The 25,555-nt window shown below is 71.0% G+C and carries 23 protein-coding genes and 1 pseudogene; 5 read left to right on the forward strand and 19 right to left on the reverse strand.

What is annotated here, in order from left to right:
- Nucleotides 1–13: 13 nt before the first annotated feature.
- The 4 genes from ACFMQL_RS02535 to ACFMQL_RS02550 all read right to left on the reverse strand — a co-directional run bounded on the left by ACFMQL_RS02535 (nt 14) and on the right by ACFMQL_RS02550 (nt 4,260).
- Nucleotides 14–883 carry a carbohydrate ABC transporter permease gene (locus tag ACFMQL_RS02535; RefSeq protein WP_378784404.1) on the reverse strand — a complete coding sequence of 290 codons (870 nt, stop codon included), beginning with the start codon at nt 881–883 and terminating at the stop codon, nt 14–16.
- Nucleotides 880–1,746: a carbohydrate ABC transporter permease gene (locus tag ACFMQL_RS02540; protein ID WP_378784406.1), complete on the reverse strand. Its 867-nt coding sequence runs from the start codon at nt 1,744–1,746 to the stop codon at nt 880–882. The genes ACFMQL_RS02535 and ACFMQL_RS02540 overlap by 4 nt, the downstream gene beginning before the upstream one ends.
- Before the next feature lie 33 nt (nt 1,747–1,779).
- Nucleotides 1,780–2,913, reverse strand: coding sequence for an extracellular solute-binding protein (locus ACFMQL_RS02545; RefSeq protein ID WP_378784408.1), 1,134 nt, complete (start codon nt 2,911–2,913; stop codon nt 1,780–1,782).
- A 195-nt stretch (nt 2,914–3,108) separates the two neighbouring features.
- Nucleotides 3,109–4,260, reverse strand: a complete 1,152-nt coding sequence (locus ACFMQL_RS02550; RefSeq protein WP_378784410.1) for a DegT/DnrJ/EryC1/StrS family aminotransferase — start codon at nt 4,258–4,260, stop codon at nt 3,109–3,111.
- A gap of 61 nt (nt 4,261–4,321) precedes the next feature.
- Between ACFMQL_RS02550 and ACFMQL_RS02555 the strand changes: the two genes are divergently transcribed.
- Nucleotides 4,322–5,563 (forward strand): hypothetical protein, encoded by a 1,242-nt coding sequence (locus ACFMQL_RS02555; RefSeq protein ID WP_378784411.1) that lies wholly within the window; start codon nt 4,322–4,324, stop codon nt 5,561–5,563.
- A 100-nt stretch (nt 5,564–5,663) separates the two neighbouring features.
- Here the strand turns inward: ACFMQL_RS02555 and ACFMQL_RS02560 are convergent, their stop codons facing one another.
- From ACFMQL_RS02560 to ACFMQL_RS02585, 6 genes are all read right to left on the reverse strand, one after another.
- A complete protein-coding gene (locus ACFMQL_RS02560) occupies nt 5,664–6,719 on the reverse strand; it encodes a dihydrodipicolinate synthase family protein (protein ID WP_378784412.1) in 1,056 nt (351 codons plus the stop codon).
- 34 nt (nt 6,720–6,753) lie between these two features.
- Nucleotides 6,754–7,761, reverse strand: a complete 1,008-nt coding sequence (locus ACFMQL_RS02565) for an NAD-dependent epimerase/dehydratase family protein (protein ID WP_378784413.1) — start codon at nt 7,759–7,761, stop codon at nt 6,754–6,756.
- A gap of 82 nt (nt 7,762–7,843) precedes the next feature.
- Nucleotides 7,844–8,728, reverse strand: coding sequence for a Gfo/Idh/MocA family protein (locus tag ACFMQL_RS02570; RefSeq protein WP_378784414.1), 885 nt, complete (start codon nt 8,726–8,728; stop codon nt 7,844–7,846).
- Between the two features lie 11 nt (nt 8,729–8,739).
- Nucleotides 8,740–10,548 (reverse strand): hydantoinase B/oxoprolinase family protein, encoded by a 1,809-nt coding sequence (locus ACFMQL_RS02575; protein WP_364067476.1) that lies wholly within the window; start codon nt 10,546–10,548, stop codon nt 8,740–8,742.
- Nucleotides 10,541–12,541 (reverse strand): hydantoinase/oxoprolinase family protein, encoded by a 2,001-nt coding sequence (locus tag ACFMQL_RS02580; RefSeq protein ID WP_378784416.1) that lies wholly within the window; start codon nt 12,539–12,541, stop codon nt 10,541–10,543. The genes ACFMQL_RS02575 and ACFMQL_RS02580 overlap by 8 nt, the downstream gene beginning before the upstream one ends.
- 7 nt (nt 12,542–12,548) lie before the next feature.
- The gene (locus ACFMQL_RS02585) at nt 12,549–12,920 is read right to left on the reverse strand and encodes a hypothetical protein (protein WP_364067472.1); all 372 of its coding nucleotides are present in this window, start codon (nt 12,918–12,920) and stop codon (nt 12,549–12,551) included.
- Between the two features lie 77 nt (nt 12,921–12,997).
- Between ACFMQL_RS02585 and ACFMQL_RS02590 the strand changes: the two genes are divergently transcribed.
- Nucleotides 12,998–13,657: a thymidine kinase gene (locus ACFMQL_RS02590; protein WP_364067471.1), complete on the forward strand. Its 660-nt coding sequence runs from the start codon at nt 12,998–13,000 to the stop codon at nt 13,655–13,657.
- A gap of 57 nt (nt 13,658–13,714) precedes the next feature.
- Here ACFMQL_RS02590 and ACFMQL_RS02595 read toward each other — a convergent pair whose 3' ends face one another.
- The 3 genes from ACFMQL_RS02595 to ACFMQL_RS02605 are packed head-to-tail and all read right to left on the reverse strand — an operon-like array spanning nt 13,715 to nt 16,087.
- Nucleotides 13,715–14,383, reverse strand: coding sequence for a DsbA family oxidoreductase (locus ACFMQL_RS02595; protein WP_364067469.1), 669 nt, complete (start codon nt 14,381–14,383; stop codon nt 13,715–13,717).
- A gap of 39 nt (nt 14,384–14,422) precedes the next feature.
- Nucleotides 14,423–15,319 carry a hypothetical protein gene (locus ACFMQL_RS02600; protein WP_364067467.1) on the reverse strand — a complete coding sequence of 299 codons (897 nt, stop codon included), beginning with the start codon at nt 15,317–15,319 and terminating at the stop codon, nt 14,423–14,425.
- A gap of 57 nt (nt 15,320–15,376) precedes the next feature.
- Nucleotides 15,377–16,087 carry a carbon monoxide dehydrogenase subunit G gene (locus ACFMQL_RS02605; RefSeq protein ID WP_364067465.1) on the reverse strand — a complete coding sequence of 237 codons (711 nt, stop codon included), beginning with the start codon at nt 16,085–16,087 and terminating at the stop codon, nt 15,377–15,379.
- Between the two features lie 134 nt (nt 16,088–16,221).
- Between ACFMQL_RS02605 and ACFMQL_RS02610 the strand changes: the two genes are divergently transcribed.
- The 3 genes and pseudogenes from ACFMQL_RS02610 (at nt 16,222) to cydB (ending at nt 19,509) form a co-directional block, all read left to right on the forward strand.
- A complete protein-coding gene (locus ACFMQL_RS02610) occupies nt 16,222–17,058 on the forward strand; it encodes a polysaccharide deacetylase family protein (protein WP_364067463.1) in 837 nt (278 codons plus the stop codon).
- Between the two features lie 196 nt (nt 17,059–17,254).
- Nucleotides 17,255–18,569 (forward strand): annotated as a pseudogene (locus tag ACFMQL_RS02615) (cytochrome ubiquinol oxidase subunit I); the annotation flags it as partial.
- Nucleotides 18,570–18,627: 58 nt separating this feature from the next.
- Nucleotides 18,628–19,509, forward strand: coding sequence for a cytochrome d ubiquinol oxidase subunit II (gene cydB, locus ACFMQL_RS02620; protein ID WP_364067461.1), 882 nt, complete (start codon nt 18,628–18,630; stop codon nt 19,507–19,509).
- Nucleotides 19,510–19,513: 4 nt separating this feature from the next.
- Here the strand turns inward: cydB and ACFMQL_RS02625 are convergent, their stop codons facing one another.
- From ACFMQL_RS02625 to ACFMQL_RS02650, 6 genes are read right to left on the reverse strand one after another with little or no spacing between them, the layout of a single operon-like run.
- Entirely contained in the window at nt 19,514–19,930 is a 417-nt protein-coding gene (locus ACFMQL_RS02625) for a hypothetical protein (protein ID WP_364067459.1), read from the reverse strand.
- 38 nt (nt 19,931–19,968) lie between these two features.
- Nucleotides 19,969–20,394 (reverse strand): hypothetical protein, encoded by a 426-nt coding sequence (locus ACFMQL_RS02630; protein ID WP_378784420.1) that lies wholly within the window; start codon nt 20,392–20,394, stop codon nt 19,969–19,971.
- Nucleotides 20,395–20,412: 18 nt separating this feature from the next.
- The gene (gene cutA / locus ACFMQL_RS02635; RefSeq protein ID WP_364067455.1) at nt 20,413–22,773 is read right to left on the reverse strand and encodes an aerobic carbon-monoxide dehydrogenase large subunit; all 2,361 of its coding nucleotides are present in this window, start codon (nt 22,771–22,773) and stop codon (nt 20,413–20,415) included.
- Nucleotides 22,770–23,279, reverse strand: coding sequence for a (2Fe-2S)-binding protein (locus tag ACFMQL_RS02640; protein ID WP_378784422.1), 510 nt, complete (start codon nt 23,277–23,279; stop codon nt 22,770–22,772). Before ACFMQL_RS02640 ends, cutA begins: the two co-directional genes overlap by 4 nt.
- Nucleotides 23,269–24,111 carry an FAD binding domain-containing protein gene (locus tag ACFMQL_RS02645; protein ID WP_364067452.1) on the reverse strand — a complete coding sequence of 281 codons (843 nt, stop codon included), beginning with the start codon at nt 24,109–24,111 and terminating at the stop codon, nt 23,269–23,271. Before ACFMQL_RS02645 ends, ACFMQL_RS02640 begins: the two co-directional genes overlap by 11 nt.
- On the reverse strand, nt 24,108–25,517 hold the full coding sequence (locus ACFMQL_RS02650; protein ID WP_364067451.1) for a solute carrier family 23 protein: 1,410 nt from the start codon (nt 25,515–25,517) through the stop codon (nt 24,108–24,110). Before ACFMQL_RS02650 ends, ACFMQL_RS02645 begins: the two co-directional genes overlap by 4 nt.
- Nucleotides 25,518–25,555 lie beyond the last annotated feature (38 nt).

Consider the following 25,555-nt stretch of genomic DNA (forward strand, 5'->3'; position numbering starts at 1 on the left):
GGCAGACCCTATGTCAAGATTTCAGGCCGGTCATCGCGATGCTGTTGACCAGGTACCGCTGCAGCAGGAAGAACACCAGCAGGCACGGCAGCACCGACACCGCCGCCGACGCCATGAGCACCGACAACTGCAGCTCCTCCGTCCGCAACGTGGTCAGCCCCACGGTCAGCGTGCGGGTGGCGTCGCTCTGCCCGACGACCAGCGGCCACAGGAAGTCGTTCCAGTGCCACAGGAACACGAACACGCCGAGCGTCGCGAGGATCGGCTTGATCAGCGGCACCACGATCGTCCAGTAGACCCGCCACTCCGAGGCCCCGTCCACCTTGGCGGCGTCGAACAGCTCGTCCGGCAGCCCGAGGATGAACTGCCGCATGAGGAAGACGGCCTGCGAGTTGGCCAGCGTCGGCACGATGAGGCCCCAGAAGGTGTCCACCCCGCTCAAACCGTTGACCAGCACGAACGTCGGGATGAGGGTGGCCTGGAAGGGCACCATCATGGTGGCGAGGAACGTCCAGAACATCGCCTCGCGGCCGGGGAAACGCTTCTTGGCGAACGCGTACCCCGCCATGGACGAGGTGAGCAGGATGATCACCACGGAGACCAGGGCGTAGATCAGCGAGTTGACCGTCCACGTGACGAAGCCCGACGACGACAGTACTCGCGTGATGTTGTCCAGCGTGAGGGAGTCCGGCCACTGAAGCGGCACGGTCGGTGCGCCCGCCGGCGACAGCGCCACGATGAACATCGCCACGAACGGGCCGACGGTCAGCAGTGACAGCAGCGCCAGCAGGGCCACCAGCGGCCACTTCGTGCCGCGGCGCCGCCGCCGGGCCGCCTGGGTCGTGCGCGGTCCCGAGGCGGTACGGGTGGCGGTGATCGTCATGTGTTCCCCCGGTCCAGGAAACGGCGCTGGATCAGCGACACGACCAGCACGATCGCGAACAGCACCATGCCCCACGTGGCGGCGTAGCCGAAGTCGAACGATCGGAAGCCGTGGTCGTAGATGCCGTAGATGAGGGTGTAGGTGGCCCTGACCGGGCCGCCGCCGGTCATCACGTACACGGTGTCGAAGGTCTGAAACGCGCTGATCGTCTCGATCACCACGACGAAGAAGATCGTGGGCTTGAGCAGCGGCAGCGTGATGCTGCGGAAGCGCTGCCACGGGCTCGCGCCGTCCACCGTGGCGGCCTCCAGATAGGAGGACGGGATCGACTTCAGCCCGGCCAGCAGGATCAGCATCGAGTAGCCGAACCCCTTCCACACCGACACCACGGCCAGCGCGGGCAGGACCAGGGCCGTCTGCTCCAGGAACGCGACGGGCCCGAGGTCCAGCTTGGCCAGCAGGCCGTTGATCAGCCCGTCGAACTCGTAGATCCAGCGCCAGATGATGCCCGCCAGCACGAAGCTCGTCACGTACGGCAGGAACAGCATGCCGCGGAAGAACCCGCGCATGAAGACCACCTGGTTGAGCAGCAACGCCGTGCCGAGCGACACCAGCAGGGTGAGCGGCACGTAGATCGCCACGTACACGAGCGTGACCCGCAGGCTCAGCCAGAAGTTCACATCGTCGAGCAGCCGGGCGTAGTTGCCCGCGCCGATGAAGTCCCACTCACCGCCGATGTTCCAGTTCGTCAGGCTCATGCCCGCCGCGCCCAGCGACGGGAAGATCCGGAAGATGAGGAACAGCACGAGCACGGGCAGCACGAACAGCAGTCCGGTGACCGGGTCACGCAGGCGTTGGCGCACCAGGTGACTCCTTTCTGGCGGGTGTCCGGGGGCTCAGCCGCCGCTGGAGAGCAACTGGGTGGCCTCCTTGGCGGCCGCGTCGAGCGCGGTCTTGGCGTCCTCCTTGCCGAGCAGCGCGGCCTGGATGTGCGGGGCGAGCACGCCCATGACCTGGCGGGCCTTGGGGTGGGTGTCGCCGGGGAAGGCGTACTGGAGTGACTTGGCGAACTCCTTGGACGACTCCGACTGCCCCGGCACGGTGACGTCCGTGCGCGCGGGGAAGAAGCCCGACTCCTGCGACAGCCTGGCCGTCACCTCCGGTGAGGCCAGATAGGCGGCGAACTTCTTGGCGCCGTCCTTGTTCTCGGAGTGCTTGGCCAGCACCAGACCGCCGGGGATGCCGAACGCCACCCGCTTCGTTCCTTCGAGCGGCAGGCCGATGCCGACGTTCTCGGCACCGATGGCGGCGGCGAGCTGGTCGGCCTGGCCCGCGGTGGCCGCGTGGTACATGGCGGTCTTGCCGGCCGCCAGCGGGCCGCCCTCGATGTCGTTGCCCTTGCTGGCGGTGTTCTCCGGCAGGCCGCCCACGGCCTTCAGGTCGAGCAGCAGCTGCAGGCTGGCCACGCCCTCAGGACCGTTGAAGGCGACGCTCTTGCCGTCGGCGGAGAACACCGAGCCGCCGTTGGCCCACAGGAACGGGTAGAAGCTCTGATTCAGGCTGACATCGGGCTTGCCCGGGTAGTCCAGGATGGCGACCTTCTTGGCGGCCAGCTTGGGCGCGGCCTCCTTGAGCTCCGCCAGCGTCTCCGGCACCTTCTTCACGCCCGCGTCGGCGAACAGCTTCTTGTTGTAGATGGGCGCGGTGATGGTCTGGTAGATGGGGACGCCGTACAGCTTCCCGTTGACCGTGAGGGCCGACAGCGCGGCCGGCAGATAGGAGGTCTTCGCGGGGGCGACGACGTCGTCCACGGCCTCGATCGTGCCCTGCTGGGCGTACTGGGGGATCTGGTCGGGGCCGAGCACCACCAGGTCGAAGCCCTTCTTCGAGACCAGCGCGGTGGTGACCTTCTCCTGGCGGCCCTCCCAGGGCTGCAGATCGATCTTGACGTCGATCTGTGGATTGGCGGTCTCGAAGTCCTTCTCGACCTTGCCCCAGAAGGCCTGGCTCTTGGCTTGATCCCCGATCACGGGATACATCCACAAGGTCACGGCGCTCTTGTCCGAACCGCTGGATCCGCATCCGGCGACCGCGAGGCTCAACGCGGCCACCACGCCGGCTGCCGCTGCTCTCTTCATCGGCGGCTCCCTTTCGACTAATACCGGTCCTGACCGAAACCTAGTGAGCGCGTCTTGCCGGGGTCAATGCTTGATACATGAACGTAACTACGGTCGAGACCGGAACTTCGCCATTTCCCGGGCGATGAGTTCGACGTGCTCGGAGGTGTAGTTCTCGTTCCAGTCGATGACCAGCAACGTACGCTCCACCATGCGCTCGGCTCGCGGGCAGGGATGGGGCGTGTACCCATCGAGGGGGAACCTGGACGTGCCGTAGATCGCGGCGCCCCACACGGGCGCCCGGTTCAGCGGCTCGGCGAGATCGCCGGCCCGCGCGGGGATCCCGGCCGCCGCGAGGTGCGCGGCCAGCTCCGGCGCGTCACCGTCCGGGCACACGACCGGGAAGAGCCACCAGGCGTGGCCGTCCGGGCGCGGCAGCCGCACTCCCGGGAGGTCCTTCAGCGCCTCCAGCAGTTGCACGGCGGTGCGGCGGCGGGCGGCGACCACCCCGGGCAGCTTGGCGAGCTGAGCTCGCGCAACAGCGGCCTGGAGCTCGGTCATGCGGTAGTTGAGCCCGAAGGAGGCGTGCGACCGGCCGGCCGCGCGGTCCCAGCCCTTGTCCGCGAACAACCGCATCCGCCTGGCCAGCTCGTCGTCGTCGGTGATCGTCACGCCGCCGTCGCCGCAGGTGATGTGCTTCCACTGCTGGAGGCTGAGGCAGCCGATTTGACCCATCGTGCCCGCGAGCCGCCCGCCGGGCAGTTCGGTCAGCCACGCCTGCGCGCAGTCCTCGATGAGCATCAGGCCGTGCTCGTCGGCCAGCGCGCGCAGCTCGCCGACCCTGGCCGGTGCGCCGAACAGGTGAACCGCCATGATCGCCTTCGTCCGCGGCCCGATGAGGCGGGCCACCGCGTCAGGATCGAGATTGCCGTCGCGGGGATCCACGTCGGCGAAGACGGGAACGGCGTTCTGCGCCAATATGGGGGCCACGGTCCCGAAGTCCGTGATCGGCGTCGTGATGATCTCGTCGCCGGGGTCCGGCGCACACGCCACGACAGACAGATGGAGCGCGGCCGTGCCGGAGCTGCAGGTGATCGCGTGGCGGGCGCCGTACAATCGGGCGATCTCGGCCTCCAGGGCGCGCGCCTCGCTCCCCCAGACGGAGTTGAGCATGCCGGAACGGATCACCCGTTCTACGGCGGCCACCTCCTCGTCGCCGAGCGTACGGCCGTTCGCTTCCGCCATGGACGGGAACTTCACCGGGCACCTCACTTGGATATGATTGCGGTCTCGACCGAAATAAGGGCGTGGGGAGGCGTGCGTGGGAATCGTCATTGGGGTCGTCGGCCCGCACGACCTGGTCGATGACGTCGCGGCCGTCTGCGAGGAGCAACCGGGCGTCACCACGCTGCGCCTCGACTACGACCACGAGTCGGAGGCCCCGGCGATCGTCGAGGCGCACGCCGCCTCCGTCGAGGGCTGGCTGTTCACCGGCATCGTGCCCTACATGCTCTCCCGTGACGCCGACGCGCTGACCCGCCCGGCCGCGTTCGTCGACTATTCGGGAGCGACGCTGCTCAGCGCCCTGGTGCGGCTGCAACGCCAGGGCGAGGACGTCACCAGGCTGTCCATCGACACGCTGCCGACGGCCGACGTCAACGCCACCTTCACCGAGGCGGGGCTGCCGACCGCAGAGCTGCGCGTACTGCCGTACCGGCCGGGGATGACGTCCAAGAAGGCGATCGCCTTCCACCGCAAGGGGCCCCCGCACGCGGTGATCACCTGCCTGAGCTCCGTGCACGAGGCCCTGCGCGACGAGCTGCACGTGCTGCGCCTCGTGCCCTCCGTCCATTCGGTACGGGTGGCGCTGCGCCAGCTCATGCTGACCGCCGAGGGGCAGGCGCAGGAGGACGCCCAGATCGCGCTCGGGCTCATCGAGGTGGCCAATGCGGAGGGACTGCTGCGTGAGGCCACCGCCCTCGGCGGCACCCTGGCCGCCTTTCGCGGCGGCACCCACCTGCTGGTGACGACCCGCGGGCCGCTGCACGACGCCACGGGCGGCTTCACGGGGCTGGCCATGCTGGCGCGCCTGGCCGGCCAGAACGACGTCGTCCACGTCGGCTTCGGCCTGGGCCGCAGCGCGGCGGAGGCCGAGAGCCTGGCCCGCCGCGCCCTGGCCAGGGCCCGCCGGATCGGCGATGTGGCCGCCGTGCTGTCGCTGCGGGCCGACACCGACATCGTCCTGGAATCGGCCACCGCCTCTGCCCCGGCCTGGCACGCCCGCCCTGCCGGTCATCGCCCGCCGCGTCGGGCTGTCGGTGTCCACCCTGGAGAAGCTCCTGGAGGCGCGGGCGGCGGTCGGGGACGAGCCGCTGACGACCCGCGAGATCGCCGACCGGCTCGCCGTCCAGCAGCGCACGGCCCGGCGCATGCTGCACCGGCTGGAGCTCGCGGGCCTGGCCGAACGCACGGGCAACCTGACCAGCGGCTCCAGCGGCCGCCCGCTGACCTTGTACCGCCTCACCCTCTGACCCGGCATCCGGCACGGCCGGCGCGGACCTGAAACGTACGCACCGGGCGAGCGCATTCGGACCGTGCGCCCGCCACGCGGGCGCATGCCGGGCGGGTGCGGATCGGGTGGCGGCGTGAGCGGGCATGGAAGCTCAAGACAGCCAGCGGTCGAGACCCGACATGACGAACTCGTCGTCCCGGAGCCACGGATAGGCGTCCCAGATCCGATCGATCTCGGCGAGCTGCCCGGGCGAAAGCTCCTCCTCGGGATCGAGGCACCACCGCCCCTCCAGCAACCCCTGGCGCCGCAGCACCTCGTGGATCCCCGGGATGCACCCGGCGAACCCGTTCGCCGAGTCGAAGATGGCCGCGTTGGCGTCCGTGAGGTGCCCGTCCAGGGTGAGCAACCGGCGTACGGCCGCGTCGTCCCCGCCCCGGGCCAGTTCGGCCTCCTCCAGGAGCTCGACGGCCCGCCGTACCCACACCGCCCACTGCCCGAGCAGCCCGCCGACGAACTCGACGTCCACTTCGCGCCCGTCGACCACGACCCGGTGCGTGGTGATGAGGTCGGCGAGGATGTGGTCGTCGTTGCCGGTGTAGAGGGCCACCTCACCGGCCCGCCCCGCGCGTACGACGCCGTGCAGGACGTCCAGCGTGCGGTAGCGGTCGAAGGGGGCGACCTTGACCCCCACCACGGACTCCACCGAGGCCAGGTTCGTCCAGAAGTCCCGCGACAAGGGGCGTCCGCCTACCGCCGGCTGCAGGTAGAAGCCGATCACCGGCAGCACCTCGCCCACCGCTCTGGCCCGCTCGATGAGCCCCTGCTCGTCCAGCTCGCGGTACGGGCTGAGCAGCACCATGTGATAGCCGAGCGACTTGGCCAGCTCTGCTTCCGCCACCGCCTGAGCGGTGGGGCCCGTCGCACCGGCGACCAGCACGACCTCGCGCTCGTACTCCCCGGCGGTGCGCGCCGCCAGTTCGAGCACCGGTGCGAGCAGGCCGGTGCCGTGGATGGCGAACTGCGTGGTGTGCACGCCCACCGCCAGCCCGCCGGCGCCCGCCTCGATGTAGTAACGGGTCAGGGCCCGCTGGCGGCGTTCGTCCAGCTTCCTGTCCGCGGTGAGCGCGAGCGGGTGCGCCGGGATCACCATGCCGCGCCTGAACAGGTCGCGCACGGACGTCTGCGCCTCTGAAACCGTGCTGAGCACGTGAGGTCCCCCTTCTCCGGAAAATGCTCGCTGGTCAGAAGCGCCCGTCGCGGCGCTCGAACTTGGTGGGCTTGTCCAGCAGCGGCCCGCCCTCCGCCACCCACCGCGCGGTGTGCTCGATGAGCTCGGCGGGCGTGAGCTCGGGATAGCCGAACAGCCGATGGCAGCGCGAGGCGTTCGACAGCAGTGCGGTCGGCGCCTCCTCGCCGGTGAAGACCGGCTCCTTGCCCAGGGCCGCGCCGAGGTCCCGCGCGGCCTGGCGTACCGAGATCGTCTCGGGTCCCGTCACGTTCAGGATGAACGGGGGCGTGCCGGCCAGCGCCAGCGACCGGAGCGTGACCTCGTTCGCGTATCCCTGCCAGACCACGTTCACCTGCCCCGTCGCCAGGTCGATGGGTTCCCCTGCGACGATCTTGCGCGCCAGGTCGACGAGCACGCCGTAGCGCAGCTCGACCGCGTAGTTGAGCCTGATCAGCGACATCGGCGTGCCGTGCAGCTCCGAGAAGTGCGCCAGCACCCGCTCCCGGCCCAGGCAGCTCATGGCGTACTCGCCCACGGGCCCGGCGGGCGAGTCCTCGGTGCACCCGCCGGTGGTGACCGGGACCAGCGGGTAGACGTTGCCGGTGGACAGGGCGACGATCCTGCTGTGCCTGAACCGGTCGGCCACCCGGCCCGGCAGGTACGTGTTGGTGAACCAGGTGGCGTGCTCGCGCCCCTGCGTGCCGAACTTGGACCCCACCAGGAAGACCACGTTGGGGGCTTCGGGCAGGTCGCGCAGCGCCCGCTCGTCGGCCACGTCGGCCGCCACCACCGTCGCGCCGTCCCCGGCCAGCGACTCGGCGAGCCCCGGCTCCGAGAAGCGGGAGACGGCGATGATCCGCCGGCTCCCCTGAGAGGCGTTGAGCGCCAGCCGGACCAGGCTGGGCCCGAGCTTGCCGCCGGCGCCCAGGATCAGGATGTCGCCGTCGAGCCGGCGCAGATCGTCCACGAGCCCGGCGCTCGGCCGCGCCAGCCGCTCCTCGAGTTCCGCTGTCGTGCGCACGCGGGCATCTCCTCCGTCTGTCATTTACGGCCCAGACCGTAACTGTGACAGACTTCGGCTGTCAACGGTTACGCAGGAGAGGTCAGGTGTTCTCGCGCGCGGTGATCAGCACATCGAGGATGGCCCGGGTCTCCGCCCAGGGCACCGGGCTCGGCGCACCGCGCACCATGGACAGGAACGCCTCGATGGTGCCCTCGTATCCGAGCCCCTTGATCGGATCGTCGCCGCCCTCGATCACGATCGAGTCCGAGCCGCCGCGCCGGTGCACGGTGACGGAATAGGACTCCTCATCGGAGACGCCGATGATCTCGACCGTGCCCGTGACGCCGTTCCCCCAGCGCAGCGCCATCACTGCGGTGTCCTCGGAGCGCAAGCCCTCGTAGAACCGCTTGGCACCGGCGGCGCCCACCAGCCGCACGTCCGGCCCCAGAAGGGCGACCAGCAGCTCCACGCCGTGGACGCCCATGGTCACCATGGTCCCGCCGCCCTCGCCGGGGGTGTCCTGCCAGGCGTTGTAGCCGCCCGCCCACAGCCCCACGTCGTGCCGTACGGTGGCCCGCACGGCCAGCACCTCTGCGGGGTCGATGGTGGCTCCCGCGAACGCGGGCGCGAAGCGCAGCACCGAGCTCGACAGCACCCGGTCGTGGATCGCCAGCCGGTCGAGCGCGTCGAGCTGGGCCCGGCTCGCGGCGGCCGGCTTGTTCACGAAACACGGCACGCCGGTCTCCAGCACCCGCGCCAGCGCCTCGGGCAGCACCGGGTTCGGCACGGTGAGCACCACGCCGTCGGGCTCCGTGGCCAGCGCCTCGCCGAGGCCGCCGGCCACCTTGGCTCCCGGGTGCTCGCCGGTGAAGCGCCGCAACCGCTCCTGGTCCGGTTCCCACACCACCAGCTCGGCGTGGCGGGCCAGGGTACGGGCGTCGGTGTACGGGTGGCTGGTGGCCAGCCCGGCGAGAACGATGCGCACGATAAGGCTCCCTACAGCTCGTCGACCTCGGCGTGGGTGCGGCCGCCTGCGAGCTTGGCGTAGCCGGGTCCCCGGTCGAAGAAGCGGTCGGCCGGGGGCCGCAGGCGGGCGCGCAGCTCGGCCGTCGCCTGCTCGTCGATGCGGTCGCCGTCGAGCACCACGCCGTAGTCGCCGAGTGCGCCCGCGATCGACACCTTGCCGTCGCGCACGTCCGCCGCCACCGCGCGCGGGTCGCGATCGTACGGCGAGCCCCAGCCGCCGCCTCCGGTGGTACGGATCCTGATCACCTCGCCGGCCTGTACGGGGTAGTCGTCGACGAGCCCCTCCATCTCCTTGCCGTTGATCTCGACGCGGAACGGCCGCCCGGCGAGCCCGCCGTTGACGCCCCAGCAGGACAGGATCGACCGGTCCGCGATCGACATGTACGAGGCGTTGCGCAGCATCCTGATGTGCTTGTCGTAGCCGAGCCCGCCCCTGAACATGCCGGGACCGCCGGAGTCGCAGGCGAGGCCGAGCCGTTCGACCCGCAGCGGCCAGCGGGCCTCGGCGAACTCGACGGGGATGTTGCGCGAGTCGGGCACGATGTGAATGGTGTCCTCGCCGTCGGCGTACCAGCGTCCGCCGGAGCCGCCGCCGAGCACCTCGCGCATCAGGTACGGCCGGCCCTCGTCGTCCACCCCGTACACGCCGGTGTAGCGGATGGTCTCCTGGTCGGCCGGCATGCGCCCGCCGGTGGCCTTGGCCAGCACGCCGGCGAGCACGCCGAGCAGGCGCAGGATGACGAAGGTGCGGGCGTTGGTGGGGGCGGGGAAGATCGGCGTGAGCAGGGTGCCCTTCTCGGGGAAGACCATCTTGATCAGCGGCACGACGCCCTCGTTGACGTCAAGCTCGGCCATGCGCTCCGGCGTGTCGGCGAGGTTGCGCAGCACGGGGGCGAGCCACTTCTTCAAAAAGACGCCGTCGGCGTAGTCGCCGGCGTGGTTGATGGGGCCCTTGGCCTGGGGCGAGGTGCCGGTGAAGTCGATGGTGAGCGGCGCCTGCGCGGAGTGGTCGACGGTGAGCGTGATGCGCTGGGCGTGCAGGCGCGGCTCGTCCACGCCGTCGTGCTCGGCGTAGTCCTCCCACACGTACGTGCCCTCGGGGATCTTCGACAGCAGTTCCCTGCGGAACGTCTCGGTGGTCTTGTCGATGATCGCGTCGAAGCACTCCTCGACGGCCTGCCTGCCGTAGCGTTCGAACAGCTCGGCGAGCCGCCGCGCGCCCATCAGGCAGGCCGAGCACTCGGCGTCGAGGTCGCCGGCCAGCGAGTCGGGCATGCGGGAGTTGCGGGTCATGATGCGCAGCGCGGCCTCGTTGGGCACGCCCTGGTCGCGCAGCTTGATCGGCGGCACCATCAGGCCCTCCTCGTAGACCGAGCGGGCGTGGGAGGGCATGGAGCCGGGCACCGAGCCGCCGATGTCGTCGTGGTGGCCGAACGCCTGCACGAACGCGACCACCTCGCCCTCGTGGAAGACGGGGACGGTGACGCACAGGTCGGGCAGGTGGCCGATGCCGCCTTCTGACAGGTAGACGTCGTTGTGGAAGTAGACGTCGCCGGGCTTCATCGTCTCGATGGGGAAGTCGCGGACGATGGGCTGGACGAGGGCGCTGTAGGAGCGTCCGGTGAGCTTGCGCAGCCGGACGTCGTGGATGCCGGCGCGGAAGTCGTGGGCGTCGCGGATCATCGGCGAGCGGGCCGTGCGCGCGATGGCGGTCTCGACCTCCTTCTCGACGGAGGCGAGCGTGCCCTCGACGATCTCCACCAGGATCGGATCAGTCACGACTTATCTCCACATTTCCGTATTCGTCGACCTTGGCGGTGAAGCCCGGGTGGATGGGGATCGTGGAGCCGTACTCCTCGATCACCGCCGGTCCGGTGACGGTCGCCCCGGGACCGAGCGCGGCGCGCTGGTGGATCGGGGTGTCGCGGGTCTCGTCGAAGTGCACGGGACGCACCGATGTGGCGCCCTGTCCCGGCCGCTCCAGGCGCGGGATGACCGGGCGGTCGATGGGGCCGGTGCCGGAGACGCGCAGGTTGACCCATTCGACGCCGTGGCGCGGGTCGTCGCGATAGGCGTAGCCGTACAGCTTCTCGTGGGCGTCGTGGAAGCGGGCGACGACCTCGGCGTGCCAGGACTCGTCGATCTCGCCCGCGGGGGCGGGCACCCGCACCTCGTACGCCTGGCCGTAGTAGCGCAGGTCGGCGCTGCGCTGGAAGATCGGCTCGGTGAAGCCCTCGCGGTCGAGCGCCTCGGCGGCCTGCAGCTCCAGGTCGTGGAAGATCTCGACGGCCTTGCCGAGCGAGAGGTCGCGGGTGACGTACGTGCGGACGTAGTCGTTCTTGACGTCCACGGACAGCAGCCCGAACGCCGAGACGTTGCCCGGGTCGCGGGGCACGAGGACCGACGGCAGGCCGAGGATGTCGATCAGCCGGCAGGCCAGCAGCGGCCCCGAGCCGCCGAAGGTCACCAGCGGGAAGTCCCGCACGTCGAGCCCCCGCTTGACGGTGAGCTGGCGGATGGCGTTGCTCTGGTTGAACGCGCTGATCTCCAGGATGCCGGTCGCGGTGCGCTCCGGTGTGAGCCCCAGCTTGGCGGCCAGCGACTCGATGCCGTGCCGTGCGGCGTCGACGTCGAGCGGGATCTCCCCGCCCAGCAGGTGCGGCGGGATGCGGCCGAGGAAGACGTGCGCGTCGGTGACCGTCACCTCGGTGCCGCCCCTGCCGTAGCAGATGGGGCCGGGGTCGGCGCCGGCCGAGCGGGGGCCGACCTTGAGCGTGCCCTCGGGCGAGATCCAGGCGATCGAGCCGCCGCCCGCCCCGACGGTGACGATGTCGATCATCGGGATCTTGCAGGGGTAGCGGCCGATCGTGCCCTCGGTGGTGATGGAGGGCTCGCCGTCGATCACCACGGCCACGTCGGTCGAGGTGCCACCGCCGTCGAGGGTGATCACCGAGTCGTGGCCGGCCGTGCGGGCGAGCAGCGCCGCGCCGAGCGCACCGGCCGCCGGGCCCGACAGGACGGTGGTGATGGGCTGGTTGACGACCTCGCGGGCCGACAGGATGCCGCCGTTGGACTTCATGACGGAGAACGACCTGCCGAGCCTGCTCGACAGGTTGGCCAGGTAGCTGCGCATGGCCGGCTTGACCGCGGCGTCGACGAGCGTGGTCACCGAGCGCTCGTACTCGCGGTATTCGCGCAGCACGTCGCTGGAGAGCGAGACCACCGCGCCGAGGTGCTCGCGGGCCAGCACGTCGCGCATACGCCGCTCGTGCTCGGGGTTGGCGTAGGAGTGCAGGAAGCAGACGCCGATCGCGTTGATCCCCTTGGCCCGGAACCAGCGGGCCACCTCGACGGCCTGCTCCTCGGAGAACGGCCGCACCTCCTCGCCCCGGTGGTCGAGCCGCCCGCCGACGGTCTTGATCAGGTGGACGGGGACGATCCTGGGCGGCTTGACCCAGAAGTAGGAGTTGCCGTAGCCGTCGGGCACGCTCTGCCTGGCGATCTCCAGGATGAACTCGAAGCCCTCCGTCGTGATGAACCCGAGGTTCTCGATGCGGTCTTCGAGGAGCCTGTTGGTGGCCACCGTGGTGCCGTGGACGATCGAGGAGACCTCCAGCGGACCCAGCTTGCCGACGCCGGCGAGGAATCCGTCGGCCGGGTTCGCGGGGGTCGAGGGGGTCTTGGTGGTGAGGATCTCACCGGTCCGCTCGTCCACCGCCACGACGTCGGTGAACGTGCCTCCGGTGTCCACTCCGATACGGACGCTACGCATGGGCTCCTCAGCTCCGGCGCCGGCCGAGCACTTCGTCTATGACTCGGGGCGCGTTCTCCGTGCCGACGTACGCGGCCAGGCGTACGACCATCTCCTGGGTTCTGGCCAGTTCGGCCTCCACCCTGGCCTTACCCGACTGACCTGCCTGAACGCCGAAATAAGCGCCGATGATGGTTCCGATCACCCCCGCCACGCCCGCGAACAGGGGAGCGAACTCGGCGCTGGCGAACACCGCCGCGCCGAAGGCCGCGAGGACCGCGACGATGCCCGCCACGACGACGAGGAAACCATAACGCCAGCGCTTGGCGTCGGCCTGGGCCGGGGTGAGATCGTCCTGCGTCATCATGGCGTCGAGCGAGGCTGGTTTGTCGGTGACCACTGATGTCCTCCTGTAACTCCAGGGGAGAAATGTCCCACGAGGTCATGGAACAAGCCAAGCCACTAAGCTGGCGGCCCGTGACTGATCTGTCTGCCTTGTCCCCCGCACCTGCGGGCGCCAGAGATGCCGTGCTCAAGTTCTACTTCGGGCCGATGGACTGCGGGAAGTCCACGCTGGCGCTGCAGATGAACTACAACCACGCACGGCAGGGCAGGCGGGGTCTGGTGCTGACCAAGCACGACCGCTCGGGCGGGCCCCGGGTGACCAGCAGGATCGGACTCGGCCGGGACGCGATCGAGGTGGAGGACGATCTCGACCTGGTGGCGCTCGTCACCTCGCACGACGAGCGCATCGACTATCTGATCTGCGACGAGGCCTGCTTCTACACCGTCGCGCAGATCGAGCAGCTCGCCGACCTGGTGGACGAGCACGGCGTGGACGTCTACGCGTTCGGGCTGGCCTCGGACTTCCGCTCGGTGATGTTCCCCGCGGCGCAGCGGCTGTTCGAGCTGGCCGACGAGGTGTGCCGGCTGCAGGTCGAGGTGCTGTGCTGGTGCGGGCGTCCTGGGCTGCTCAACGCCCGCGTCGTGGGCGGGGAGATGGTGCGCACGGGCGAGCAGGTCGTGATCGGCGACACCGCCGACGCGCCGGTGCGCTATCAGGTGCTCTGCCGCCGCCACCACCGTGCCGGCCAGCTCGGTGAGGGGTCTGGCTCGGAGTCGGGCTCCGCCGCCTGACGGCGGCTCTCGTACGAGCGGGACGGCACGGGGATCTGGCGGCTTGCCACCGGGCGGTCAGATGGCGCAGGCGCCGTCGGCGCACCCGTCGGCCGGGGCGGCGAGCTGGGTGATCGGGGTCTCCCCCACGCGCTCGGCCACCTCGTCGATGGCGGCGGCGAAGGCGTCTTCGGGCTGCGCGCCCGAGACCGCGTACTTGCCCTCGAAGAGGAAGAGCGGCACTCCGCTGATGCCCAGCGCGTGCGCCCTGGCGAGCTGCTCGCGCACCTCGTCGGCCCCTTCGCCGGTGTCGGTGACGCCGACCTCGGCCGCCAGCTCGGCCAGCACGGCGGCGTCGGCGACGTTGCGGCCCTCGGTGAAGTAGGCGCGGAACAGCCGATCGGCCATCTCCTCGCCGCGGCCCTGCTTGGTGGCGACGCTGATGAGCCGGTGCGCCTCGAACGTGCTGACGCTCATGGCGTCCTCGAAGCGCAGATCCAGGCCCTCTTCCGCGCCCACGCCCTTGACGCGTTCGACCATCTGCTTCGCCTGGGGACCGAACTTGCGCTCCATCATCGGGATCAGCGGCTGGCCCTCGGCCGTCGCGTTCGGGTCGAGCTGGAACGGGCGCATCGTCACCTCGATGGTGCCGCCCTTGGCACGGAACCGCTCGGCGGCCTTGTCGAACCGTGTGTGCCCGATGTAGCACCAGGGGCACGCGACATCTGAAAAGATCTCAACCTTCATGCCGGTGCAAACCGCGCGCGGGCCGCCAAGATTCCTCGCCTATCCGGCGGCCAGTTCCTCCAGCCGGTACGGCAGGTACGCCGAGTCGTCGACCAGCGCCGACGCCCCGCGCCACCAGCCGAACCACTCGCCGCTGCGCCACATCCAGTCGACCCGCTCGATGGCGGCCACCACGTCGCCGACCGTCTCCCACCGGTCGCCGAGCTGCTCGCGGGTGGCGCCATGGCGGACCGCCCAGGCCCGCAGGACGGCGGCGGCGGACTCGGGGACCCCGCGGGCGTACGGGTCGGGGCTCTCGCCCGGCAGGCGGTGCGGCCCGAGCCCGGCCGCGACGCCCCAGCTCCACTGGGCCTCGGCGGGCCGGGAGTAGCGCAGCGAGTGGAAGTCGAGGTTGGAGCCGAGCTCGTCGTCTGCGCGCCGGATGACGACCGCGTCGAGCCGGCCGCCCGCGTCGAAGTGGACGACGAGCCGCTGACCCGGCTTGACGCCGGGCGGCAGCGCGAAGCGGTCCTCGGCCTGCCAGGAGTTGAGATCGACCTGCGCGACCGGCGCGCCCCACAGCTCGTCTGCGGCGTCGTCGGCGATCCAGGCGGCGAGCATCTCCAGCGTGGTGAGATCGGTCCACGGCTCGATGGCCACGGCGGTGCGCACGACCTCGTCGGGCGGCGGCAGCTTCCCGCCGCGCGGCTTCTCCCACCAGGCCACGCCCAGCTCGCGGGTGCCGACGAGCAGCGCCGCGAGCGCGGCGAGCTCGGCGGAGCGCCGGGTGAGCGCGGCGCCGCGGGCGAGCTCGAGCGCGCGCTCGGTGCGCTCGTCGCCGAGCACGGGACGCACGTCGCCGATCAGCCGCTCGGCCGTCGGGTGCTCCTCGCCGAGCAGGCTGCGGACGATCCTCCTGGCCTCCGTACGTGCGTCTTCAGCGCGTGCCTGCCGCATACCAGCCACGCTACGCCGGGAGATCCTTTTCCGCGATAGTCGCGGAGGTCAGCACTGTCAGGCGCGGCGGCGGGTGCCCCGTCCCAGGAGCCAGCCCAGCGTCACCCCGGCCAGCGCCACGCCGGCCCCGGCGCCGAACGCGGCCAGCATCACCCACGGGCGGGTCTGGGTGCGCGGCTCGGCGGGCCGCTCGTAGACGGCGCCGGCGAGCGGCGCGCCGGAGGTGAGCGCACCCGTCCCTTGGGCGCCCGCGCCCGCGAGCGGCGCACCAGCCGCTACCGCTCCGGCCTCCGTGGCTCCGGCTTCCGCAGCAGGGACGGCGGCCGGGACCGGGGCGCGGAGGAGGTCTTCGACGGCGGTGAAGAACTCCTGCGCGGTGCGCTTGGCCACCGAGCCGAGCATGCGCTGACCGACGCCGCCGATCATGCCGCCGATGACCGCTTCGGCGTCGTAGTCCACCCTGGTGCCGCCGTCGGCCTCGCTGAGCCTGACCTGCACGGTGGCGTCCACGGTGCCGGGCGCGCCCTGCCCGCGCGCCTTGAGCGTGAAGCGCTCCGGCGGGACGGGGTCGGACAGCGCCACCTCGCCCTGGTAGACGCCCTTGACGGAGGCGACGCCCGCGTTGACCGTCATCCGGTACGTGTCAGGACCGCACTCCTCAAGCCGCTCGCACCCCGGGATGGTCCGCACCAGCACGGCGGGGTCGCGGAACGCCGCCCACAGCCGGTCCCTGTCCACCCCGATCACGACACTGCCCGCCACGTTCATGTCGCCACTCTAAGCAGCCGGGGCGCCGCGGCTTAACGGCAACACCTGCCAGATGCGGACGGGCCGGTCGATCATGACTGGCAAGATAGGGGCCGATGGTGAAGATGTGGCGGGCGTACAGGAAAGCGGGCGCAATGGGCGCCGTGTGCGTGCTCGCCCTGTCCGCCTGCGGTTCCGGCGGCTCCGGCGGCACGGCCGCGCCTGCCGATCCCGCCGCACCGGAGCGGACGCCGCGGGCGACGGCCTCACCCCGCGCCACCGTTCCGCAGGGGCCTCCGGGCGTCAGGCCGCGCAAGGGCGAGGTACGCCCGATCGCCCGCACCGGCGACCTGCCACCGGTGATCAGCTCCATCCCCACCACGCGCAAGGTGGTCTTCCTGACCATCGACGACGGCTGGGAGCAGGACCCGGGGTTCGTCCGGCAGGTGCGCGACGAGCGCATCCCGATCACGGTCTTCGCCATGCGGGACGCGGTGGAGGCCAAGGGCACGCCCGACCAGGCGGGCGGCACGGCCCGCTACGTCGGCGCCGGCAAGTGGGGATATTTCCGGCAGCTCCGCGACGCGGGCGCGGCCATCGAGAACCACACGCTCACCCACCCCAACCTCCGCCTGCTCGGCCGCGCGGCGCAGCGCCGCGAGATCTGCGGCTCGGCCCAGCTGATCAAAAAGGAGATCGGGACGCGGCCGGCGCTGTTCCGCCCGCCGTTCGGCAACTACAACACCGACACGCTGCGGGCCGCCAAGAGCTGCGGCGTGCGGGCCGTGCTGCTGTGGACGGCGACCGTGCAGCCGGGCGGCAAGATCGCCTACCAGGTGCCCGACAAGCGGCTGCGCCCAGGCGACATCCTGCTGCTGCACTTCCGCCCCAACCTGGCCAGGGACTTCCGCATCCTGGTGAAGAAGATCAAGCGCCGCGGCTACGCGCTGGGCAACCTCCAGGCGTACCTGGACGCCGCCGACCCGCGCTGAGCTCCGCCCTCTGACGTACCGGACGATCCGTCCGGCGGACGACGCGGCACCCCGCCCCAGCCGGGCATTCTCGAAGCACGAATCCAGTAGGCACGGGGATGTGACGAACCTCGCACCCCAATGCTCTACGAGCTGTAGTACTACTGGCAGTAGATGTACTACAGCTTGTAGAGCAACGACTCTTTCGGCGGGGATGATGGACGCACTTGACCTGGCTCGGTGGCAGTTCGGGGTGACCACCGTGTACCACTTCCTGTTCGTGCCCCTGACCATCGGTCTCGGGATCTTCGTCAGCCGGCCTGCAGACGGCCTGGCACCGCACGGGCAAGGAGCACTACCTCAAACTGACCAAGTTCTTTGGCAAGCTGTTCCTGATCAACTTCGCCATGGGCGTGGTCACCGGCATCGTGCAGGAGTTCCAGTTCGGGATGAACTGGAGTGAGTACTCCACCTTCGTCGGCGACGTCTTCGGCGCGCCGCTGGCGATGGAGGCGCTGCTGGCCTTCTTCATGGAGTCGACGTTCCTCGGACTGTGGATCTTCGGCTGGGACCGGCTGCCGAAGAAGGTGCACCTGGCCACCATCTGGGCGGCCGCCATCGGCTCCAACCTGTCGGCCTACTTCATCCTCGCGGCCAACGCCTGGATGAAGCACCCGGTCGGCTACGAGGTCGTGGACGGCAAGGCCAGGATGACGGACCTGTGGGCGGTGCTCACCAACGACACCGCGCTGGCCCAGGTGCCGCACGTGATCGGCGGTGCGTTCGTGGTGGCGGGCGGCTTCGTGCTCGCGGTCTGCGGCTACTGGCTGCTGCGCACGCGCGGCACGCAGGCCGCCGCCATGTGGCGCGGCGCCGCCCGCGCGGCACTGGTGATGACCGCGCTGGCCGGAGCGGTCGTCGCGGGCACCGGCGACATGTCGGCCAGGCTCATGTACGAGCAGCAGCCGATGAAGCTGGCCGCCGCCGAGGGCCTTGAGCACGACACGGCGGGCGCGCCGTTCAGCATCGCCCCCGGCATCGAGATCCCCAAGGTGCTGAGCTTCCTGTCCGCCCACGACCCCGACGCGGTCGTCGCGGGCACCGAGGACCTGCAGCGCCGGTTCGAGGAGCGGTTCGGCCCCGGCGACTACCGCCCGAACCAGCCCGTCGTGTTCTGGTCGTTCCGCGTGATGATCGGCTTCGGGCTGGCCACCGTGGGGCTGTCGGTGCTCGGGCTGTGGCTGACCAGGCGCAAGCGGGACTTCCCCGCGTGGCTGTCGAAGGCGCTGCTGCTCGCGCTGCCGCTGCCGCTGATCGCGGTGATCGCGGGCTGGCTGCTCAGCGAGATCGGCCGCCAGCCGTGGACGGTGGCCGGTGAGCTGCTGACGGCCGCGAGCGTCTCCCCCGGCGTGACGGTGACCCAGGTGGCCGTCTCGCTGGCCGTCTTCACGCTCGTGTACGGCGTCTTCACCGTGGCCGAGGCCGTGCTGCTGGCCCGGCACGTACGTAAGGGCATCGAGGAGCCGGCCCCGAGCCCGCGCGCGAGCGGCTCGAACCGTCGCTCATGTACTGAGAGCCGAGGAGCTAGTCATGATCGAATTGTGGTTCGCCATCATCGCCTTCCTGTGGACCGGCTACTTCGTCCTCGAAGGCTTCGACTTCGGCGTGGGCATGCTGGCCCCGGCCGTCGGCAGAAACGCCGGCGAGCGGCGGGCCGGCCTGCAGACCATCGGCCCGGTGTGGGACGGCAACGAGGTGTGGCTGATCACCGCGGTCGGCGCCATGTTCGCCGCCTTCCCCGCCTGGTACTCCGGCGTGTTCAGCACGTTCTACCTGCCGGTGACGCTGATCCTGGTCGGGCTGATCCTGCGCGGCATCGGCCTGGAGTGGCGCGGCAAGGTCGCGAACCCGGCCTGGTGCGACGCCGCGGTGGCGGCGGGCAGCGTGCTGCCCGCCTTCCTGTGGGGCGCGGTCTTCGGCCACCTGCTGTTCGGCAGCGTGCTCGCGGCCGTGGCCGGCGGTCTGTTCACGCTGGCCGTGTGCGTCATGCACGGCGGGGTCTTCCTGGCGCTGAAGACCACCGGCCGGCTGCGCCGCCGCGCCAGGGCCGCCGCGCTGGCCGCCGCCGGTGCGACGCTGCCGGTCGCGGTGGTCGCGCTGTCGAGCCTCGGCACCGTCCCCGCGCTGGGCGCCATGGCGGCGCTGGCCGCGGCCACGGCGCTGATCTGGCGGCGCAGGGAGGGCTGGGCGTTCGGCGCGACGGCCGGCGCGATCGTGCTGACCACGCTGGCGGCCTTCATGGAGCTGCGGGTGCGGCCGCTGCCGGGGCTGACGCTGGCCGAGGCCGCGTCGGGGCCGTACACGCTGACCATGCTGAGCTGGATCGGGCTGATCGCCCTGCCGTTCGTGCTGGTCTACCAGGGTTGGACGTACTGGGTGTTCAGGAAGCGGGTCCTGGTGGCGGCGGGCTGAGCCGTCAGCCGACGACCCGCATCTCCTTGGTCGCCGCGTCCTTGACGTGCAGGTCGCCGCCGAGCCGCTCCTCGAGCAGGTCGAGCACCTGCCGGCCGGCCAGCACCGCCCACAGGTCGCCGACCAGGTGCGGGTCGTCCTCGGGAGCGGCGGCCATCCAGGCCTCCTTGCCGCTCTGGCCGGCGAAGGTCGTGACGAAGAACTCGCCGTCGGGGGTCTTGCAGTAGCCGGTACGGATCTCCGGCGCGTCCACCTGCATCCGCGGCTCGCACCCGACCTTGGCGGCCAGTTGCTCGACGGTGAGGGGGGCGGCGCCGGGCCGCGCGCCCGCCGCGACATAGCCGCCGGCGCTCCCCGATGAGCAGCCGGCGACCAGTCCGGCCAGCAGCGCGACGGCGGCCAGGCGGGGAAATGTCGTCATGTGCGGAGGTACGGATCCGCGGCGAGCCGGGTTCAGCGTCACTTGGAGGCCGGCGTCTGGGAGACCCGGTGGTCGGTCAGGTGCAGGTCGCCGTTGAGCGGGCCCTTGAGCACCTCCAGCACCTTCAGCGGCCCGAGCACCGTCCACTTGGGGCCGACCAGGTGCGGGTTGTACTCGGGCGCCTGGTCCATCCACTGGTCCTTGAGCTTCTCGGTCTTGAAGGTGTTGACGAAGAACTCGCCGTCCTTCGTCTTGCAGAACGCGGTGCGCATGTCCTCGGCTTCCACCTGCATCTTGGGCTTGCAGCCGACCTTGGCCGAGATCTGCTCGACGGTCATCGGCTGCGGGCTGGGCGGCGCGGCATCGCCTGCTGCGACGTAGTCGTTCCAGCCGCCTCCCGATGAGCAGCCGGCGACGAGTCCGGCCAGCAGCGCGAAAGCGGCCAGACGTGGAAATGTCGTCATGTGCGAGGGTACGCACCCTCATGGCCTCCGGTTCACCCGCAGCGCGTACAGGTCGGACGGTGAGATCGGCATGCGGTCGATCGGGATGCCCTCGGCGTCCTCGACGGCCGAGGCGATGACCGCCGACACCGGGATCACCCCCGCCTCCCCCGCGCCCTTGACGCCGAGCGGGTTGAGCGGCGACGGCGTCTCCAGGTGGCCGGTCTCGATGCGCGGGATCTCGGTCGCGTACGGCATGAGGAAGTCCATGAACGAGGCGTTGACGAGCTGGCCGTGCTGGTCGTAGATCATCCGCTCGTAGAGGGCGCCGCCGATGCCCTGGGCGACGCCGCCGTGGATCTGCCCCTCGACGATCATCGGGTTGATGAGCCGGCCGCAGTCGTGCACCACCGCGTACTTGACGACCTTGATCTCGGCGGTGTCGGGGTCGGTCTCCACGATGGCGGCGTGCATGCCGGCCGCGAACGTGGAGCGGATCGGCGAGTAGTAGTCGCGCCCCTCCAGTCCCGGCTCGTCGCCCTCGGCGACCGGCGGCTTCTCGGGGTCCGCGGCGCCGCTGAACTGGGTGGCCCTGGCCGCCTCCTCGTCGAAGGCGTACCTGAGCGGGTTGGCGAGCACGGCCACCGTGGACAGCGGAATGGACGCCGACGGCGTGCCGGCGACGTGCACGACCCCGTCGGTGACGGTCAGGTCGGCCGGGTCGGCCTCCAGGGCGTCGGCGGCGATGCGCAGCGCCTTCTCGCGGACCTTCCTGCAGGCCAGCGCGATGGCGTTGCCGCTTACGACGGCGGCCCTCGATGCGAAGGTGCCGACCGCGTACCCGAAGCGGCGCGTGTCGCCGGTGACCACGCTGACCCGCTCGATGGGGACGCCCAGCTCGGCGGCGGCGATCTGGGCGAAGGCCGTCTCGTGGCCCTGTCCCTGCGAGGTGAGCCCGGTCGAGACGTGCACCCGGCCGTCGGAGGTGACCTGCACGTGCCCGCCCTCGTACGGCCCCACGCCGGTGCCCTCGACGTAGCAGCCGATGCCGATGCCGCGCCCCGGACGCCGCTCGAAGGAGTCCCAGCCGATCAGCTCCTTGATCATGCGGAGCATCTCGGGGTAGTCGCCGCTGTCGTAGATGAGCGGCCGCCCGTCCTGGAAGGTCATCCCCTGGTCGTACGGGAACTCGTCGGGCCGGATGAAGTTGACCGCCCGCACCTCCGTGCGGTCCTTGCCCAGATAGCGCGCGATCTTGTCGAGCGTGCGCTCCATGCAGAACACGCCCTGCGGCCGCCCGGCACCGCGATACGGGGTGACCTGCACGGTGTTGGTGTAGACGGCGGTGAACTCGACCCGGTAGGCGCCCGGCTTGTACGGCCCGAGCAACTGCGTCGAGGTGACGATCGGGACGATGATCCCGTAAGGGGTGTAGGCCCCGTGGTCGTGCAGAATCGTCACATCCAGGCCGAGCAGGCGGCCGTCGTCGTCGAAGCCGACCCGTACGTACTGCACCTGGGCCCGCTCGTGCGCCGACGACACGAAGTGCTCGCGGCGGTCCTCGGTCCACTTGATCTCGCGGTTCAGCGTCATCGCCGCCCACGGCACCAGGATCTCCTCCGGCCACGGGTGCACGATCTTGACGCCGAAGCCGCCGCCCACGTCGGGCGCGATCACCTCGACCTGCGGCAGCGGCAGGCCGAGCGCGGCGGCCACGGCCATCCTGACGCTGGTGGAGGTCTGGGTGCTGGAGTAGACGCGCAGGTCGCGGCCGTCCCAGCGGGCGTACACGCCGCGGCCTTCCAGCGGCATGCTGGCGCTGCGCTCGATGTCGAGACGGAACGCGAGGGTGTGCGGGGCGCTCTCGATGGCCTCCCTGGCGGCGCGCCCGTCGGCGGACTGCACCTCCTGGACGAGGTGCGCGCCGACGTTGCCCGGCACGTCCTCGTGCACGAGCTGCGCCCCCTGCACGGCCTCCTCCAGGCCGACGACGGGTTTCAGCGGCTCGTAGTCGACCCGGATGAGCGCGCAGGCGTCCTCGGCGGCGTACCTGTCGGTCGCCACCACCATGACGACGGGCTCGCCGACGTGCCTGACGACGTCCCTGGCCAGCGGGTACGCGGTGCGGCCGTGGGTGAGCGCCGGGTGCGGGATCAGCAGCGGCAGCGGCCGGCCGACGCGTTCGGGCAGGTCCTCCCAGGTGTAGACGGCGATGAGGCCGTCCACGTCGAGCGCTCCCGAGACGTCGATGTCGCGGATGCGGGCGTGCGCGTGCGGTGAGCGGACGAACGCCGCCGCGAGCGCGTCGCGTCCGAGGTCGTCGAGGTAGCGCCCCTGGCCGGTGAGCAGCCTGGGGTCCTCCCTGCGCGCCACCGGCTCGCCGAGCCACCGTGTGCTCATGTCTCCTCCGCCAGCAGCTCGGCGGCCCGGCGCACGGCCTTGACGATGTTCTGGTAGCCGGTGCAGCGGCACAGGTTGCCCGAGATGCCCTCGACGACCTCCTCGTCGGCCGGTGCCGGGTTGTCGCGCAGCAGCGCGGTCACCGTGCACAGGAAGCCGGGCGTGCAGAAGCCGCATTGCAGGCCGTGGCACTCGGCGAAAGCCCGCTGCACCGGCGACAGCCGCCCGCCCGGACCGGCCAGCCCCTCCACGGTGGTCAGCTCGGCGCCGTCCACAGTGACCGCGAACGTCAGGCACGAGCGCACCGGGCGGCCGTCGAGCAGCACCGTGCAGCAGCCGCAGACGCCGTGCTCGCAGCCGACGTGCGTGCCGGTCAGCCCGAGGTCGTGCCGCAGGCAGTCGGACAGCAGGCGGCGCGCGGGCACCCGGGCCCTGCGGGCCGTGCTGTTCACGACCAGCGTGATCTCGTGCAGGGTGTCGTTCTGCTGAACGGTCTCATGCGTCACCGGCCCGCGCCCCCTCCCGCGCCGCCTCGCGCAGCGCCCGTTCGGCCAGCACGCCCACCAGGTGCCGCCGGTAGGCGGCGGTGGCGTGCAGGTCGTCGTCAGGATCGGTCGCGGCGCGTACGGCGGCCGCCGCCCCCGCGAGGTCGTGCGCGTCGTCCAGGTCCACCACCACCGGCACCGGCCCCACCCCGATGCAGGCCAGCCGCGCCCGCCCGTCCGGCGTGACCAGCGCGCACACCCCGGCCAGCGCGTAGTCGCCGTGCCTGCGCGCCACCTCGTGGAAGGCCGCCCCCGCGCCCTCCTCAAGGGCGGGGAAGAACGCCGAGACGGCCAGCTCGCCCGGCCGTACCGCCGACTCCATGGGACCGGTGAAGAACTCGGCGGCCGGCACGTCGCGTACCGACTCGGCGCCGTCGCTCCACCGGGCCAGCCGCACGTGACCGCCCAGCACCGCCAGCACCGCGGGCAGCTCGGCGGCCGGGTCGGCGTGCACGAGGCTGCCCACCACCGTGCCCCGGTTCCTGATCACGGGGTGGGCGACCAGCCTGAGCGCCTTGGTCAGCAGCGGGTGCGCGCCCGCTCGCTCGGCGTCGGAGTGCCGGACCAGCGCGCCGACGCGTACGCCCTCCGCCGTCACCTCCAGGCCGTCGAGCCCGGCCACCCGGTTGATGTCCACCAGGTGCGGGGGCGCGGCCAGCCGCATGTTGAGCATGGGGATCAGGCTCTGCCCGCCGGCCAGCACCTTCCCGCCGGCCGCCGCCACCTCCGCGAGCGTCCGCAGCGCCGCGCCGACGTCGCGCGGAGCGTGGTAGGTGAACGGCGGCGGTTTCACGCCTCGCTCCGTACGGCATCCGGGCTGCGCCCGGCGATGGCGCGCAGCAGGTGGTAGCCGCCCAGCACCACGATCGTGCCGAGCGCGATGCCCTCCAGGATGAAGTCGCCTCCGATGGCGTGCTGTACCGGTCCGATGGCCAGGATGATGCCCGCCCCGATCGGAACCATGTTCACAGGATCGGCGAAGTTCACCCGGTTCTCGATCCAGATCTTCGCGCCGAGCAGGCCGATCATGCCGTACAGGATGACCGTGACACCGCCGAGCACACCGCCCGGCGTGGCCGCGACCAGCGCGCCGAACTTCGGGCAGAGCCCGAACAGGATCGCGATCAGCGCCGCGATGTAGTACGCCGCCGTCGAGTAGACCTTCGTGGCCGCCATCACGCCGATGTTCTCCGCGTACGTCGTGGTCGGCGAGCCGCCCACCGCGCTGGTGACCACGGTGGCGACGCCGTCGGCCGTCACGGCGCGGCCCACGTACGAGTCCACGTCGGTGCCCGTCATCTCCCCCACGGCTTTGACGTGCCCCACATTCTCCGCGATCAACGCGATCACGGCGGGGAGCACGAGCAGCACCGCAGAGGTCTTGAAGTCGGGGGCATGGAAGTCCGGCAGCCCGAACCAGTCGGCCTGCGCCACCGCGTCGAAGCTCACCCGGTCGTGCGGGAACGCCGTGGCCACGCAGTACGTGCCCTCGGCCTGGCAGGGCGCGCCCGACGCGTCGCGCAGGTTCGCGCCCGGCAGCACCGACGTGATCGGCCCCGCCGTCACGTCGAGCACCCACGACAGCACGAACCCCGCCACCAGCCCGATCAGCACGCCGATCCGCCCGATGAAGCCCTTGAACAGCACGATCACCAGGAACGTGATGATCATCGTGACCAGCGCCACCCAGTGGTCCTGCGGCCAGTAGGTGTCCGCGACCACGAACGCCAGGCCGAACCCGATGAGCATCACCACCGCGCCGGTCACCACCGGCGGGAAGATCCGGTGGATGATGCCCACCCCGAGGAAGTGGATGGCGAGCCCGGCCAGCGCCAGCACGAACCCGGCCACCAGGATCGCGCCCGTCACGATCGCGTCCGCGCCGGCCGTGTCGCCGCCGGCCGCCGCCCTGATGGCGAACACGCCACCGACGAACGACGCGCTGGTGCCCAGGTAGCTGGGCACCTTCCCCTTGACGATCAGCAGGAACAGGATCGTCGCGACGCCGGACATCATCACCGCGACGTTCGGGTCCAGCCCCATCACCAGGGGGAAGACGAACGTCGCACCGAACATCGCGATGACGTGCTGCGCGCCGAACCCCACCATCCTGGGCCAGCTCAGCCGCTCGTCCGGCCTGACCACCTCGCCGGGGGCCAGATGCCTGCCGTCACCGTGTTTGGTCCATCCCACAACCATGGCAAGCCCCTCTTGTGCTGGGCGCTGGGCCGGCGACC

Origin of the sequence: Nonomuraea fastidiosa (genome assembly GCF_042751225.1) — a bacterium.
GTDB lineage: Bacteria > Actinomycetota > Actinomycetes > Streptosporangiales > Streptosporangiaceae > Nonomuraea > Nonomuraea fastidiosa.